The following is a 14,713-nucleotide window of genomic DNA, read 5'->3' on the forward strand; positions in this document are numbered from 1 at the left end:
TTGACCGCGCCGACGCGGCTGGCCGGCTCGGCCGCCGCCGCCCGCCGCGAGCTGGCCGGGGCCGAGACCGGCCGGGATGCGGCGCTGGCCGCGCTGGCGTCAGACCGCGAGCAGCTGCAGCGGCGCACCGCGGAACGGGCGGCGCGGGAGGAGGCGCTGCGCGAGCTCGCCGCGCGGCTCGACGCCGCCCGCGGCGCGGACGCCGACCTGCCCGCGCGGGTCCGGCGGCTGACCACCGCCGCGGAGCGCTGCGAGGCGGTCGTCGCGACGGAGGCCGAGGAGCTGCGGGCCCGTGCCGCCGCCGACACCGCCCGCGTCGCCGCCGAGCGGCGGGCCGCCGCCGCGGCGTTCGACGACGTGCTGGACGCGGCCGGGGCCCTGCTGGAGCCGGGGCAGCTCGCCGCGGTGGAACGCCGGCTGGCCGAGCACGACTCCGCCCGGTCGGTCGTCGTCGCCACCCTCGCCGCCGCCGAGCTCACCGACCTGCCCGACCGGCCGGACGTCGCGGTGCTGGAGCGGCGCTGCGCCGAGCTCACCGCCCGCCGCGAGGAGGCGGTGACCGCGCTCGACCAGGCCCGTCGGTGCGGCCGCGCGCTGGACGGCCTGGCCGGCGACGTGGTCGCCGCGGAGGTGGAGCTGTCCGAGCGGCGGGCCCGGGCCGAGCAGGTCGCCGGCCTCGCCGACCTGGTCAACGGGCGCGGGGCCAACACGCTGCGGATGCGGCTGCAGTCCTTCGTGCTGGCCGCCCGGCTCGAGCAGGTCGCCGAGGTGGCCAGCCGGCGGCTGCAGGAGATGTCGGGCAGCCGCTACACGTTCCTGCACAGCGACGCCCAGGGCCGGCACGGCGCCCGGGGCGGGCTCGGGCTGGACGTCTTCGACGAGTACACCGGCGCCCGCCGGCCCACCAAGACGCTGTCGGGCGGCGAGAGCTTCATGGCCTCGCTCGCCCTCGCCCTCGGGTTGGCCGACGTGGTCACGTCCGAGGCCGGTGGCGTGCAGATGGACACGCTGTTCGTCGACGAGGGGTTCGGCACCCTCGACGCGCAGGCCCTGGACGCGGTGATGAACGTGCTCGACGAGCTGCGCCGGGGCGGGCGGACGGTCGGGGTGATCAGCCACCTCGAGGAGCTGCGCACCCGCATCCCCACCCGGCTGGAGGTCGTCGCCGGGCGGCAGGGGTCACGCCTGGCCGGCTGACCCGCAACAAAGTGACGGAACCGTCACACCGCGTGTCGGGCCGGTTCCGCAAGTGCGCTTGGCTAGCCTGCACTCACTGAGCGTCACCCTTCTGGTGCGGCACGGCTGCCGCGGGCCCAGCGGGGCGCACCCGGGCGCGTCAGCGCTCAGTACGTCCACGAGTCGAGGTCACACAGATGAAGCAGCGGTCCCGCCGCGTCCTGATCGGCCTGGTTGTCCTGGTGGCCGTCGCTGGCGCCGCGTTCGTCGTCTCCCGTAGCGGGCAGGACGTCGACGTCGAGACCACGGCCGTCCTGCCGACCATCCCCGCGGAAACCGGGGCGGACGGGTCCACGACCGGCGCGTCGCCGGCCACCGCCACGGCAGCCGGCGAGGAGGACGAGGAGCCCGATCCAGCCGCTGAGTCGCCGGCGCTCGACACCGAGCGCCCGACCGAGGCCGACCTCGTCGTCACCTACAGCGGGTTCGACGTCGCCACTGGTGCGGTGCTGGTCGGCGCGTACGTCGCCGGTCTCCTCGAGGACGGCGGTGAGTGCGGCCTGACGCTCTCCGACGGGACGACCGAGCGGACGGCGACGGTCGAGGCCGTGCCCGACGCGCGGACGACCAGCTGCGGCGAGCTCACGCTTCCCGAGATGAGGCCGGGCTCCTGGAGCGGTGAGGTGACGTACACCGCGGCCGACGGCGACACGCTGTCCCGCGACGTCGAGGTCGAGGTCCCCTGATGCGGACCACCAGGGCGGTCCGGCTGCTGGCGGCGGTGGTCTGTGTCCTGGCGACCGCCGCGACCCTCGTCGTCCAGACCTCCAGCACCCCGGCTCAGGCGGCCGACCTGAGCGCCTTCCGGGCGGGCAACATCGTCTCCGACGCGGTGTACTTCAACCCCTCGACGATGACGCCGGACCAGATCCAGGCCTTCCTGGTGCAGAAGGGGGCCAACTGCACCGCCGGCGACCTCTGCATGAAGAACTACCGCGTGTCGACCTTCACGCGGACCGGTACCAACTGCGCGACGTATCCGGGAGGGGAGAACGAGCGCGCGGCCGATGTCATCTGGAAGGTCGCCCAGGTCTGCGGCATCAACCCGCAGGTCCTGCTCGTCACCCTGCAGAAGGAGCAGGGTCTGGTCACCGCGACCAGCCCGACGGCGAGCAAGTACCGGATCGCCATGGGCTACGGCTGCCCCGACACGGCGGCCTGCGACGCGCAGTACTACGGGTTCTTCAACCAGGTCTACATGGCCGCCTGGCAGTTCCGGCGCTACTCCACCCTGCCGCGCAACTACGGCTACAAGGCGGGGATGAACAACACCATCCTCTGGCACCCGAACAGCGCCTGCGGCTCCACGCAGGTGTACATCGAGAACCAGGCGACGGCGAACCTCTACAACTACACGCCCTACCAGCCGAACGCTGCCGCGCTGGCGGCCGGCTACGGCTTGGGCAACAGCTGCTCCTCGTACGGCAACCGGAACTTCTTCAGCTACTTCAGCGACTGGTTCGGGTCCACCCAGTTCATCGTGACCGGGACGATCCGCGACTGGTACTGGTCCAACGACGGGCCGGCTGTCCTCGGTGCTCCTGTGGTCAACGAGCTGACGATCAACGGCGGCTGGGTTCAGCACTTCCAGCGCGGGTCGATCTGGGCCAGCGGCGCCGGCACCTTCGCGACGGTCAACGGCATCAACTCGGAGTACTGGGAGAACGGCGCCCGCGACGGCGTCCTCGGGTTCCCGGTCGGCCCGGAGCGGGCGATCAACGGCGGCTGGTCGCAGCAGTTCGAGCGCGGCGTCGTCTACGTCAGTGCGGCCGGTTCGTTCGCGACGGTCAACGGAATCAACACCCGCTACCAGGAGCTCGGAGGCCGGGACGGCGTCCTCGGCTTCCCGGTCGGCCCGGAGCTGACCCTGGCAGGCGGCTGGTCGCAGCAGTTCGAGCGCGGTGTCATCTACGTCAGTGCGGCCGGTTCGTTCGCGACCGTCAACGGCATCAACGGCGCGTACCAGCAGCTCGGTGGGCCGGGCGGCGCGCTGGGCTACCCGACGAGCCCCGAGATGACCTTCCCCGGTGGGTGGGGGCAGAACTTCGAGCGTGGGGCGGTGTACGTGACCGCCGACGGCTCCTTCGTCACGCTCAACGCGATCAACGCCACCTACCAGCGGATCGGGGGACCGACGGTCCTCGGCTTCCCGAAGGGCGCCGAGCGGGGCGTTGCCGGCGGGTGGACGCAGCAGTTCGGCGTCGGCTCCATCTACGTCAGCGCGGCGGGGTCGTTCGCCACCGTCAACGCGATCGACGCCAAGTACCAGCAGCTGGGTGGCGCGAACAGTGCGCTGGGCTTCCCGGCATCCGGGGAGCGCTCCTACCCGGGCGGCTGGGGACAGGGGTTCGAGCGCGGTTCGCTGTTCCTCAGCGCCGAGGGGACCTTCCCGACGTACAACGCGATCAACGCGCGGTACGTGGAGCTGGGTGGGCCGAGGAGTGCCCTCGGGTTCCCGGTCGGCGTGGAGCGGACTGTCGCCGGGGGCTGGTCGCAGCAGTTCCAGCAGGGCGTCCTCTACGTCAGCGCGGCGGGTGCCTGGCCCACGATCAACGGGATCCACGCCGCCTACCAGGACCTCGGGGGTCCCGCGGGGCTCCTCGGTTTCCCCGCCGGTCCCGAGATGGCCGTGGCCGGTGGCTGGGCCCAGCAGTTCCAGAACGGGACGCTGTTCATCAGTGCCGCCGGCGCCTACCCGACCGTCAACGGGATGGACGCGAAGTACCGTTCGATGGGCGGGGCCACGAGCCCGCTCGGGTTCCCGACGGGGCTCGAGCGCTCCCTGCCCGGCGGCTGGTCCCAGGCGTTCCAGAAGGGCAGCATCTACATCAGCACGGCTGGGTCCTTCGCCGTCCTCACGGCGGCCGACGAGGCCTACCGCGGGCTCGGGGGACCCCGGAGCGAGCTGGGCTTCCCGACCGGCGAGGCAACTACCGTGGCCGAGGGCAGCCGGACGACGTTCCAGCACGGGACGATCACCTGCCCGACGACCGGCAGCGGCAGCTGCACCGTGACGAGGAACTGACAGGCACGGGACCGTCCGACCGGACGCCCCGGACACCGGCCGGCACGCACCGCGTGCCGGCCGGTGGGCTGCGGGGAACGCGCCTCGAGTGGGAGACATGCAGAAGGTCATCGCGAACAAGTGGCTGGTGAGCGCCGGCGTCACCGTGGCGTGGTGCCTGCTCGTCCTCCCGTTCACCGAGTCCGTCGCCTTCGAGCTCGGCGCGGTCGACGACGTGACCGCCGTTCCGGCATGGGTGTTGAAGGGCGTCTTCGCGGTTGCGCTGTTCGCCCTCGTCGCGCTGGTCGTCGACCTCCTGGCCCGGCTGCGGGCGGGCGACGACCGGACGCGCGCGGGGCTGGTGATGGGCGGGGCCTACCTCGTCGTCCTGGTGGTGGTCGCGGCGCTCGTCTACCCAGGGCACTGGACGTTCGACGAGTTCCACGTGCTCCACGCCGCGCAGACCTACGCCCCGTACTACTGGCAGCACTACCTCACGGTCGTGTTCCACACGCTCTGCCTGTACCTCGTGCCGACCGGTGTGGGGATCGTGCTGGTGCAGATGCTGCTGGCCGCTGCCGTCGTGGGCTATCTCGCCTCGGGCATCCGGACGGTGCTGGACAACCGGCGCCTGGCCTGGCTCGTCGTCGTCCCGTTCCTCTTCCTGCCGGTCCTGTTCGAGGTGTACCACCCGCTGCGGATGACCGCGTACAGCCTCGTGGCGCTGCTGGCTCTCGGGAAGGTGCTGCTCCTGGCGCTGGCGCCGGACCTGCGCGGCGACCGGTACCGCGAGTTCGTCGGCTACAGCGTGCTGGTCACCCTCATGGCGTTCTGGCGCACCGAGGGCATCTTCTACCTGGTCCTCCTCCCCGTCGTCGCCGCGAGGCTGGGCCTGCTGCGCGAGCTCTGGCGGAGGAACGGTCGGGCCGTGGTGGCCACCCTGGCCGGGCTGGCGGTCGTGGCCTGCGGGTTCGTCCTGACCCAGGCCACGTCCCGGCCGGAGTACCAGCTCACCGCGCTGTACAACCCGCTGTCGGTGATGGTGGCCGACGGGGACCTCACCGGTGGGGACGTCGACGCAGACCTCGCCCTGATCGACACCGTCATGGACGTCGATCACCTGCGGCAGTACTCCGACTACTCGGACATCCCTGGCTACTGGGCACCCGGGGCGCTGCGCCCGGACTACGCCGACCACCTCGACGACTTCTACCGCGGTGTGGTCAGCCTCGTGCTGCACAACCCGGAGGACTTCCTCGAGGCCCGGTGGAAGACGTTCGTCGCGACGAACAACGTCGACCCGGCGCGGCCCTACGTCCCGACGGGGCTGCTGTTCACCGACGCGCCGGGGAACGAGATGCTCACCACCTTCGAGCGGGAGAACATCGGCGCGCAGCCGTGGGACGACGAGGTGCGGCACACCACGATGCGCGCCCTCCTGGTCATGCAGTCCGACGGCACCGGAACGGCCCTGCGGCCCTGGGTGTGGACGGTGATCCCCACGCTCGTCGGACTGGTCGCCATGACCGTCGTCGGCCTGGCCCGGCGGCGCTGGACGTGGGGTCTGCTGTCGCTCGCCCTCCTGGTGCACGCCGGCATCGTGTTCGGGTCCGCTCCGGCCTACTACTTCATGTACTACCTGCCGGTGTACGTCGTGGGGAACTTCCTCCTCGCCGTCGCGCTGGTGCGCTGGCTGGACCGCCGGCTGTCCGCCCGCCGGGCGCCGGTCGCCGCGGACTCCGCCGCCGCATGAGTCCTCGGGTGTCCGGCAGGCCCGGTGATCGAGGTCTGCGTGGGTGCTGTGACCGGTGGTGCGCGAGCGGGTGTGAACTCAGCCCGAGGACGCAACGGAGCCGTATCTCCCTGTAACGTTGGACGCACGCACTGCAAGGGCCGCCGAGGATCCGTGGCCCAGGCCGCCGTCTGGGACGGCAGGGCAACTCACACTCGACGGAAGTGACGTTCATGGTGCTCATCGACAGCCGGGCTCCCGGCCGCAGCGTCGTCCCGCCGGTGCCCTCCACGGGGCCTCGTGCGGACGTCGCGCGGAGTGGAACCGAGGCCGCGACGCCGTCCCGTGGCCTGCCGCGGGTGATCCCGCAGCTGACCGGTATCCGGGCGTTCGCGGCGCTGTGGGTGGCGTGCTTCCACTTCCGCCCGTACCTGCTCGAGAGCTTCCCGCAGAGCTGGCCACTGACTCCGCTGTTCAACGTCGGCCACCTCGGCGTCGACCTGTTCTTCATCCTCAGCGGCTTCATCCTCACCTTCACGCACCTGGACCGGATGGCCTCGGGCTGGCAGCCGCGCAAGGTGCTGGGTTTCCTGTGGCTGCGGCTGTCGCGGGTGTGGCCGGTCACCGTGGCCATGCTGTTCGTGTACGGCGCCTACCGGATCGCCCAGACGTGGGTCACGGGGGACGGTGCCTATGCGGCGTCCCTGGACGTGCGCCGGCTGCTCATGCACGTGCTCCTCATCCAGTCGTGGGGGAGCGAGCACCACGACTGGAACCCCATCGACTGGTCGATCAGCGCCGAGTGGATGGCTTACCTGGTCTTCGGCGTGCTGGTCCTCTTCCTCGCCAAGGCGCAGTCGACGCTGCGCACCCGGGCCCTCGTCCTCCTCGCCGGTGCCGCGCTCGTGCCGATGGTGATCGTGGGCCTGTCGCTGGAGGACGGCTCGGACCTCGCCTGGAACGGCGATCAGATGATCCCGGGCATCGTGGCGCTGCGGGTGCTCAGCGAGTTCTTCGCCGGTGCGTTGGTGGCCCTCGTCGTCCAGCGGCTGGCCCGCAGTGGTCGCCAGGTCCCCCTGCTGCTCCGACCGGCCGTCCTGGTGGCCGGGATCGTGGCCGTCATCTACCTGCTCCAGAAGTTCGACCCCGTGTGGCGGCCGCGCTTCGGGCAGGAGTGGGGTCACAACGGGCACTCGCTCTGGGGGTCGACCGAGTCCGTCGTCGTGATCCCGCTGTTCGCCTTGCTGATCGGCTCGCTGGCCCTCAGCTCGGGCGGTGTCTCGAAGCTGCTGTCGAGCCGGGCGCTGGTGTGGGGAGGGCAGATCTCCTTCGCCTTCTACCTCGTCCACTGGTTCTTCCTGGACCTGATGCTCTTCGTCATCGGGCAGACCGACGTGGCCGACGACGTCAGCTCCCTCGCCCGGCGCGGGCTCGTCGCGGCGGCTCTCCTGCTGTCGGTGCTCGGCGGCTGGGCGCTGTTCCGCTTCGTCGAGGAGCCCATGCGCAAGGGCATGCGCCGGATGCTGCCCCGCTCCCTCGAGGTCTGAGGCCGGCTCAGTCCCGCGCGGCGGCGTCCCGCGGCACGGCCGGGGCGGCGCCGGCGGTGGGCAGGGCACCCGCGGAGGTGTCGACGGCCGGGAACACCCACCAGCGGTAGGACGTGAACCGGATCACCGTCCCGACGGCGATCGACCCCACGTTGGCCGCCTGCAGAACCAGGCTGCTCTCCTGGCCGAGCGGGTACCGGACGACGGCGATGACGGCGAGCCCCAGACCCAGCGTGAGGGCGTTGACCAGGCCGAAGCGCAGGTACTCCCGACCCAGTCCCGTCCGGGCCCGATGGCTGAACGACCAGAAGCGGTGCCCGAGGAACGCGACGGTCAGGGCGACCAGCGTCGACACGAGCTTGGCGGTGACGGGGGCGACGCCGCCGGTGTAGAGGACCTGGAACAGGCCGACGTCGATGCCGAAGCACAGCAGCCCCACGGTGCCGAAGGCGCTCAGCTCCCGGAGGAGGAGCCGCCACGGGCCCTGCAGTCGGCCGCGGAGGGGCGCGTCGGCGGGCACGAGGCGAGTCTATGAGGGGCGCCGGTGGCCCGGGTCCGTCGGCGCGGGGACACTGGAACGGTGCACCACCCGCGCCGAACCGCTCCGTTCGGGGCCGTTCTGGTGGCGGTCGTGGTGGCGGTCCCGCTGTCCGCCGGCTGCCAGGCCCCGGACGGACGGGCCGACGCGAGCCGGGCGTCGGTCTCGACGGCCGCAGCCGGCGCCCCCGCACCGTCATCCCGGGCCGAGCTCCGCAGTTTCGTGGCGGTGGGGGACTCGATCACCGCCGGCGGGGTGCCCATCCTCGGTCCGGGGACGGGTGGCGACCTGTCGTGGATCAGCGCGGCTCGCGGGCCGCTGCTGGAGTTCCGCGGCGGCTGGGCGATCGGCGGAGCCACCACGGCCGACATGCGGGCGGCTGCCACGCCCATGGACGCCGACGTCCTCGTGCTGATGGGGGGCACGAACGACGTGCTCCTCGGCCGCCGCTGGGAGCAGGTCCAGGGCGACCTGCGCGCCGTGGCCGCCATCGTGGGCGCTCGGGCCGTACTGCTCTCCGCCGTCCCGCCGAGCGACGCCCTGCCCGAGGCGACGACCGGGTTCAACGACCGGCTGCGGACGCTGGCCGCCGAGCGGGGGTGGCAGTTCGTCGACCCGTGGACCGGGGTCACTCAGGAGGGCGCCTACCGACCCGGAGCCAGTCTGGACGGCGTCCACCCCACACAACGCGCCGCTGACGAGGCGGGGGCGGTCATCCGGGAGGTGCTGCTGGACGGCGGCGTCGGGTGAGAGGGCGCCACCGGCTAACCTCGCGTCCCGATGGACACCCCACTCGACCCGCGCACCGGGCTCCCCGTCGTCGCCATGGTCGGTGGCGGGCAGTTGGCCCGGATGACCCACCAGGCCGCGATCGCCCTCGGCCAGTCGCTCCGGGTGCTGTCCACCGGCCCGGACGAGTCCGCGGCGCTCGTGGCCGCCGACGTCCGGCTCGGCGACCACCGCGACCTCGACGCGCTGCTCGCCGTCGCCGACGGCGCCACCGTCGTCACCTTCGACCACGAGCACGTCCCCATCGAGCACCTGCACGCGCTGGAGGCCGCCGGCCACCGGGTCGCGCCCGGCCCCGAGGCCCTCGTCCACGCGCAGGACAAGCTGGTGCTGCGGCGGGCGCTCGCCGCCAGTGGCGAGCCGCAGCCGGCCTGGGCCGAGGTGGCCAGCACCGCCGACGTCGAGCGGTTCGCCGCCGCGCACGGCTGGCCGGTGGTCCTCAAGACCCCCCGCGGCGGGTACGACGGCAAGGGCGTCTTCCTGGTGGACGACGCCGCCGAGGCCGCCGCCCTGGTGGACCGGCACGGCACGCTGCTGGCCGAGGAGCGGGTGCCGCTGGTCCGGGAGCTGGCCGCGGTCGTCGCGCGCTCGCCGTTCGGGCAGGTGGCCGTCTGGCCGGTCGTCGAGACCGTGCAGCGGGACGGCGTCTGCCACGAGGTGCTCGCCCCGGCGCCCGGGCTGGACGGGGAGACCGCGACCGCCGCGCAGGAGCTCGCCGTCCGGATCGCCGCCCAGGTCGGCGTGGTCGGGGTGCTCGCCGTCGAGCTGTTCCAGACCGCTGACGCCGTCCTGGTCAACGAGCTGGCCATGCGCCCGCACAACTCCGGCCACTGGACCATCGAGGGCGCGCGCACCAGCCAGTTCGAGCAGCACCTGCGCGCCGTCCTCGACTATCCGCTGGGTGCCACGGCGATGACCGCGCCGGTCGTGGTGATGGCCAACGTCCTCGGCGGGCGGGCCGCCGAGGAGGGCTGGAGCGGCCCCGGGCTCGACGAGCGGGTGCACCACCTCATGGCGCACTGGCCCGACGTGAAGCTGCACTGGTACGGCAAGGGCCAGCGCCCGGGCCGCAAGCTCGGCCACGTGACGGCGCTGGGCGACGACCTCGACCGGGTCCGCGCCCGGGCGGTGGCGGCGGCCCGCTACCTGGCCGACGGCGAGACCGACCCGGCGTTCGCCTTCGCGACCGAGCACTGAGGAGCCCCGTGGACAACCCGCTGGTCGGCATCGTCATGGGCAGCGACTCCGACTGGCCGATGATGGAGCCCGCGGCCCAGGCGCTGGCCGAGTTCGGCGTCCCCCACGAGGTGAACGTCGTCTCCGCGCACCGCACGCCGCGCCGGATGCTCGACTACGCCGAGTCCGCTGCCGGCCGCGGCCTGCGGGTGGTCATCGCCGGCGCCGGGGGAGCGGCCCACCTGCCGGGGATGGTCGCGGCGGCGACCCCGCTGCCGGTGATCGGCGTCCCCCGCCCGCTGGACCGGCTCGACGGGCTGGACAGCCTGCTGTCGATCGTGCAGATGCCGGCCGGGGTGCCGGTGGCGACGGTGTCCATCGGCGGCGGCCGCAACGCCGGGCTGCTCGCCGTCCGCATCCTCGCCGCGGCCGACCCCGCGCTGCGGGCCGCGGTCGAGCGCTTCCAGGCCGAGCTGGCCGAGTCGGTGGTCGCGCGGGACGCCGCCCTGCAGGAGCGACTCGCCTCCTCCTGAGGAGCCGGGAGCATCGTCATCCGGGGCGCGCCGTCCTATTCTCTACCCGTGGGTAACAATGCTGGGCTGTACGCCCTGACCGAGGAGCACGACGCGATCCGGGCCGCGGTCCGGGAGATCGCCGAGCGGGAGATCGCCCCGTTCGCCGCCGAGGTGGACGCCGAGTCCCGGTACCCGGTGGAGGCGCACAAGGCGCTGACCGCGGCCGGGTTCCACGCCACCCACATCCCCGAGGCCTACGGCGGCGAGGGCGCGGACCCGATCGCGACGTGCATCGTGATCGAGGAGGTCGCCCGCGTCGACGCGTCGGCCTCGCTGATCCCGGCGGTGAACAAGCTGGGCTCGATGCCGATCATCCTCTCGGCGTCGGAGGACCTGAAGCACCGGGTGCTGCCCTCGATCGCCGCCGGCGAGGCGATGATCAGCTACGGGCTCTCCGAGCGGGAGGCCGGCTCCGACGCCGCCGCGATGCGCACCCGCGCCCGCCGCGACGGCGACAGCTGGGTGCTCAACGGCACCAAGGCCTGGATCACCAACTCCGGTGTCTCGACCTGGTACACGGTCATGGCCGTCACCGACCCGGAGCAGGGCGCCAACGGGATCTCCGCGTTCGTGGTGCACGCCGAGGACCCGGGCTTCGCCGTCGGCCCCAAGGAACGCAAGATGGGCATCAAGGGCTCGCCGACCTGCGAGCTGTACCTCACCGACTGCACCATCCCGGCCGACCGGATCATCGGGGAGCCCGGCACCGGCTTCAAGACCGCGCTGACGACGCTGGACTTCACCCGCCCGACCATCGGCGCGCAGGCCGTCGGCATCGCCCAGGGCGCGCTGGACGCGGCCGTGGAGTACACCCGCGAGCGCCGGCAGTTCGGCCGGGCGGTCAGCGACTTCCAGGGCGTGCAGTTCATGCTCGCCGACATGGCCATGCAGATCGAGGCCGCCCGCCACCTGGTCTACGTCGCCGCCGCCCGCGGCGAGAACGGCGGTCCGGACCTGGGCCGGCTGTGCGCCGCGGCCAAGGCCTTCGCCTCCGACGTCGCCATGAAGGTCACCACCGACGCCGTCCAGCTCTTCGGCGGCGCCGGCTACACCTCCGACTTCCCGGTCGAGCGGATGATGCGCGACGCCAAGATCACCCAGATCTACGAGGGCACCAACCAGATCCAGCGGATGGTGATCGCACGGAGTCTCCTACGGTAGGAGGGCGAGCCGCGTTTTCGCAGGTCGGAGCACCTGGGTGCTGCGACTCGACCCGCGAGAACGGCTACCCGCGAGGGGCAGTGGGTTGCGATGCTGCTCGTCCCGAGCCCTCCGGCGCGGGCGGCGGCCTCGGTCGGCGCGCTGCAGGTGGTGCGCAGCAGTCAACGTCAGCGCGACCTACCTCTACGCCGACCCGGCCGGGTCCTCGAAGCTGGCACAGATGGCCGACCCAGGCGTCGTGGGGAAGGTGATCCGCACTTGTCTGAACGCCGCCACGCGGTGACGTCGGTCGGGCGCTACAGAGCAGGACGTCAGTGGCCGCGACTGGCGTACGGGGCTCCGGCGAGTTGGGCCAGCACGTCATCGACGAGCACCCAGGGGTCGGCTTCGCTCGCCGCAGCCCGGATCGCCGGCGCCCGGTCGCCGAGGCGCTGCAAGGTGGCGTCCACCGCGGCGTCGTGCAGGTCCCGGGTCACCGGGCGGGCGGGCAGCCCGACCCGCTCACGAAGCGCATCCGCGGCGGCCGCCGCCCGGGCCGCGGTCTCCCAGCGCTGCTGCTGCGACGCCAGCGCCGCCGTGGTGTCCAGGGCGGTGGCCAGCCCCTCCAGGTTCCGCGCCCGACGCAGATGCTCGATCTGCGAGCGCAACCGGGACAGGGACTCCTCCAGGTCGCCGGCGAGCAGGTCGAGGGTGGCCAGGTGCCCGACGGCCTGGGCGAGCAGGACGTCGTGCCCCATCTCCGTGGCCACCCCGGCGGCCTCCTCGAGGTCCGCGCGCGCCCCGGCGGTGTTGCCGGTGAGCGCCCGCCACACGCCGCGGTGCAGGGTGGCGTGGCCCAGCAGCCAGGCGTTGTCCTCCCGGCGAGCGGTGTCCAGCGCGCTGTCCAGATCGTCGGCGACGCCGGCGGTCTCCCCGAGGGACAGGCGCAGCGCCCCGCGCAGCAGCCGCACGGCGGCCGCGAGCAGGGCGGTCTCCCGGTCCACGGTGTCGGCGGCCAGGGTCAGGGCCCGCTCCGCGGAGGCGAGCGCGGCGGCGTGGTCACCGGTCTGCGTCTGCGCGTAGCACAGGGCCAGGTGGTGCAGGAACGCCTGCTCCCGCGCGCCGGGATCTTCCTCTCTGGAGTCCGCGGCAGCGTCGACGGCGGCCGGCACCACGTCGCGCAGTTCGCCGACCCGGCCGGTGTAGATCAGCCACGGCCACAGCCGGCGGGCCAGGGCGGCCAGCACGCCGATGTCGCCGCGGGTCGCGACCCAGCGCGCGGCCGCGAGCAGGTTGTCGGCCTCCCGGGTCAGCAGCGGCCAGGACCCAGGCGCGTCGTTGTGAGCGATGATGTCGGCAGGCTCGATGAGGTCGGCGTAGAAGAGCGCGTGGCGGTCGCTGAGGCGCTCGGCCTCGTTGCGTTCGTTGAGCAGGTCGGTGGCGTAGGCGCGGACGACGTGCAGCATGCCCACCCGCGGTTCGTCGGCGGCGTCGGCGAACAGCAGGTTCTTCTCCAGCAGCGAGGAGACGCCGTCGAGCACGTCCGAGACGGTGTCGTCGCCGCAGACGGCGTCGACCGCCCCCAGGGTCGCGCCGCCGGCGAACACGCTCAGCCGCGCGAACAGCGCCTGCTCGGCCGGGGTGAGCAGCTGGCAGCTCCAGTCCAGGGTCGCTCGCAGGGTGCGCTGCCGGGCGGGCAGGTCGCCCGCGGCGCCGCCGGCGAGCACGTCGAGCCGCTGGGCAAGCCGGCCGGCCAGCGCGGTCGGCGGGAACAGCCGCGAGCGGGCCGCGGCCAGCTCGATGGCCAGCGGCAGGCCGTCGAGCAGCCGCACGATCGCCGTGACCGCAGCGCGGTTGTCCTCGGTGAGCGCGAACCCGGGCCGGACGTCGGCCGCCCGCTGCACGAACAAGCTCACTGCCGGCACGTCGTCGACCGCCCCGTCGCCGGTCACCTGGTCGTCGTTCGGCACGGGCAGCGGCGGCAGGGGGTACTCGTGTTCGCCGCGCAGCCGCAGCGTCTGCCGGCTGGTCACCAGCAGCGCGAGCCTCGGGCAGCGGCCGAGCAGGCCTGTCAGGTCCGGGCCCGCGGCGCGCAGGTGCTCCATGTTGTCGGCGACCACCAGCAGCTGTCGGCCGGTCAGCTCGTCGACGAGGCGGTCCAGCAGCGGGCGGGTGCCGGCCTCGGGCAGGCGCAGGGCGGCCGCGAGGGCCGGCAACACGAGCTCGGGGCCGGGGACGTCCTCGAGCGGCACGAACGCGACCCCGTCGGCGAAGCGTCCGGCCACCGCGCGGGCCACCTCCAGCGCCAGGCGGGTCTTGCCGACCCCGCCCGGCCCGGTGACCGTCACGAGCCTCACGTCCTGGCCGAGCAGCTCGGCGACGGCGGCGATGTCGGCGTCGCGGCCGACTGTCGCGGTCAGGGGCACCGGCGCGGGGACCGGCCGGGCCAGCTCACGGCTGGAGAAGGTGGCGGCGCCCGGGGACTGGGCCATGAACCGCTCGCTGAGCAGCGCGGCGAGGTCGTCCTCGACGAGCGCGGCGAGCTCGGTGGAATCGGTGAACTGCCGGTAGGAGGCGCTGCCCTGCGCGCTGACCGCGTCGAGCATGGCTTGCAGCCGCGGCTCGATCGCCGCGGCCGGGCGCTTGAGGTAGAGCAGCCGGGGCATGCCCTCACTGAGCCGGAACTCGTCCTCCAGCCCGGAGATCGCCTCGCCGGGCGCGACCCAGCCGTAGCGCTGGTGGTAGATGCCGAGGAAGACGTGGGACTGCCGCAGGTAGGCGCGGTACAGCTCGCGCGGCGGGTGCGGGCGGGCGCCGAGCTCGAACATCACCGGCGCCAGGTGCAGCCGTTCGATCGCCGCCCGCACGACGCGGCGCTCCTCAGCGAGCTCGCCGAGTGTGGAGCTGACGAAGACCCGGATCCGCTGGTCCGGCGTCCGGATGGTCTCCGCCGGCTGCGTCCCGGTCGTGGTCATC

The 14,713-nt window shown here is 73.2% G+C and carries 11 protein-coding genes; 9 read left to right on the forward strand and 2 right to left on the reverse strand.

All coding sequences use genetic code 11. The features are described 5' to 3' along the window. From MY520_RS13550 to MY520_RS13570, 5 genes are all read left to right on the forward strand, one after another. A partial coding sequence (locus MY520_RS13550) for an SbcC/MukB-like Walker B domain-containing protein (protein WP_436692621.1) occupies window positions 1-1,197 on the forward strand: 1,197 nt, incomplete at its 5' end. 176 nt (window positions 1,198-1,373) lie between these two features. Next, a complete protein-coding gene (locus MY520_RS13555) occupies window positions 1,374-1,922 on the forward strand; it encodes a hypothetical protein (protein ID WP_436692622.1) in 549 nt (182 codons plus the stop codon). Further along, entirely contained in the window at window positions 1,922-4,261 is a 2,340-nt protein-coding gene (locus MY520_RS13560) for an LGFP repeat-containing protein (RefSeq protein ID WP_436692623.1), read from the forward strand. The genes MY520_RS13555 and MY520_RS13560 overlap by 1 nt, the downstream gene beginning before the upstream one ends. Window positions 4,262-4,358: 97 nt before the next feature. After that, window positions 4,359-5,993, forward strand: a complete 1,635-nt coding sequence (locus MY520_RS13565; protein WP_436692624.1) for a hypothetical protein — start codon at window positions 4,359-4,361, stop codon at window positions 5,991-5,993. A gap of 212 nt (window positions 5,994-6,205) precedes the next feature. Beyond that, window positions 6,206-7,519, forward strand: a complete 1,314-nt coding sequence (locus MY520_RS13570; RefSeq protein WP_436692693.1) for an acyltransferase family protein — start codon at window positions 6,206-6,208, stop codon at window positions 7,517-7,519. A 7-nt stretch (window positions 7,520-7,526) separates the two neighbouring features. On the opposite strand, the gene MY520_RS13575 is transcribed toward MY520_RS13570, so the two are convergent. Further along, complete coding sequence (locus tag MY520_RS13575) at window positions 7,527-8,039, reverse strand: GtrA family protein (protein WP_436692625.1); 513 nt, start codon at window positions 8,037-8,039, stop codon at window positions 7,527-7,529. 60 nt (window positions 8,040-8,099) lie between these two features. Between MY520_RS13575 and MY520_RS13580 the strand changes: the two genes are divergently transcribed. From MY520_RS13580 to MY520_RS13595, 4 genes are read left to right on the forward strand one after another with little or no spacing between them, the layout of a single operon-like run. Then, window positions 8,100-8,807, forward strand: coding sequence for an SGNH/GDSL hydrolase family protein (locus tag MY520_RS13580; RefSeq protein WP_436692626.1), 708 nt, complete (start codon window positions 8,100-8,102; stop codon window positions 8,805-8,807). Window positions 8,808-8,837: 30 nt separating this feature from the next. Then, entirely contained in the window at window positions 8,838-10,043 is a 1,206-nt protein-coding gene (locus tag MY520_RS13585; protein ID WP_436692627.1) for a 5-(carboxyamino)imidazole ribonucleotide synthase, read from the forward strand. A gap of 8 nt (window positions 10,044-10,051) precedes the next feature. Further along, the gene (gene purE, locus MY520_RS13590; protein WP_436692628.1) at window positions 10,052-10,555 is read left to right on the forward strand and encodes a 5-(carboxyamino)imidazole ribonucleotide mutase; all 504 of its coding nucleotides are present in this window, start codon (window positions 10,052-10,054) and stop codon (window positions 10,553-10,555) included. 48 nt (window positions 10,556-10,603) lie between these two features. Continuing rightward, window positions 10,604-11,758 carry an acyl-CoA dehydrogenase family protein gene (locus tag MY520_RS13595; protein WP_436692629.1) on the forward strand — a complete coding sequence of 385 codons (1,155 nt, stop codon included), beginning with the start codon at window positions 10,604-10,606 and terminating at the stop codon, window positions 11,756-11,758. A gap of 311 nt (window positions 11,759-12,069) precedes the next feature. Here the strand turns inward: MY520_RS13595 and MY520_RS13600 are convergent, their stop codons facing one another. Next, window positions 12,070-14,712 (reverse strand): ATP-binding protein, encoded by a 2,643-nt coding sequence (locus MY520_RS13600; RefSeq protein ID WP_436692630.1) that lies wholly within the window; start codon window positions 14,710-14,712, stop codon window positions 12,070-12,072. Between the last annotated feature and the right edge of the window lies 1 nt (window position 14,713).

The sequence above is a fragment of the Geodermatophilus sp. CPCC 205506 genome (genome assembly GCF_051383635.1).
Classification (GTDB): domain Bacteria; phylum Actinomycetota; class Actinomycetes; order Mycobacteriales; family Geodermatophilaceae; genus Geodermatophilus.

Excerpts from the sequence above, each read along its gene's own strand:
- MY520_RS13585 (WP_436692627.1), top strand. The coding sequence starts at position 8,838 with ATGGACACCCCACTCGACCCGCGCACCGGGCTCCCCGTCGTCGCCATG.
- MY520_RS13570 (WP_436692693.1), top strand. The coding sequence starts at position 6,206 with ATGGTGCTCATCGACAGCCGGGCTCCCGGCCGCAGCGTCGTCCCGCCG.
- MY520_RS13560 (WP_436692623.1), top strand. The coding sequence starts at position 1,922 with ATGCGGACCACCAGGGCGGTCCGGCTGCTGGCGGCGGTGGTCTGTGTC.
- MY520_RS13555 (WP_436692622.1), top strand. The coding sequence starts at position 1,374 with ATGAAGCAGCGGTCCCGCCGCGTCCTGATCGGCCTGGTTGTCCTGGTG.
- MY520_RS13600 (WP_436692630.1), bottom strand. The coding sequence starts at position 14,712 with ATGACCACGACCGGGACGCAGCCGGCGGAGACCATCCGGACGCCGGAC.
- MY520_RS13565 (WP_436692624.1), top strand. The coding sequence starts at position 4,359 with ATGCAGAAGGTCATCGCGAACAAGTGGCTGGTGAGCGCCGGCGTCACC.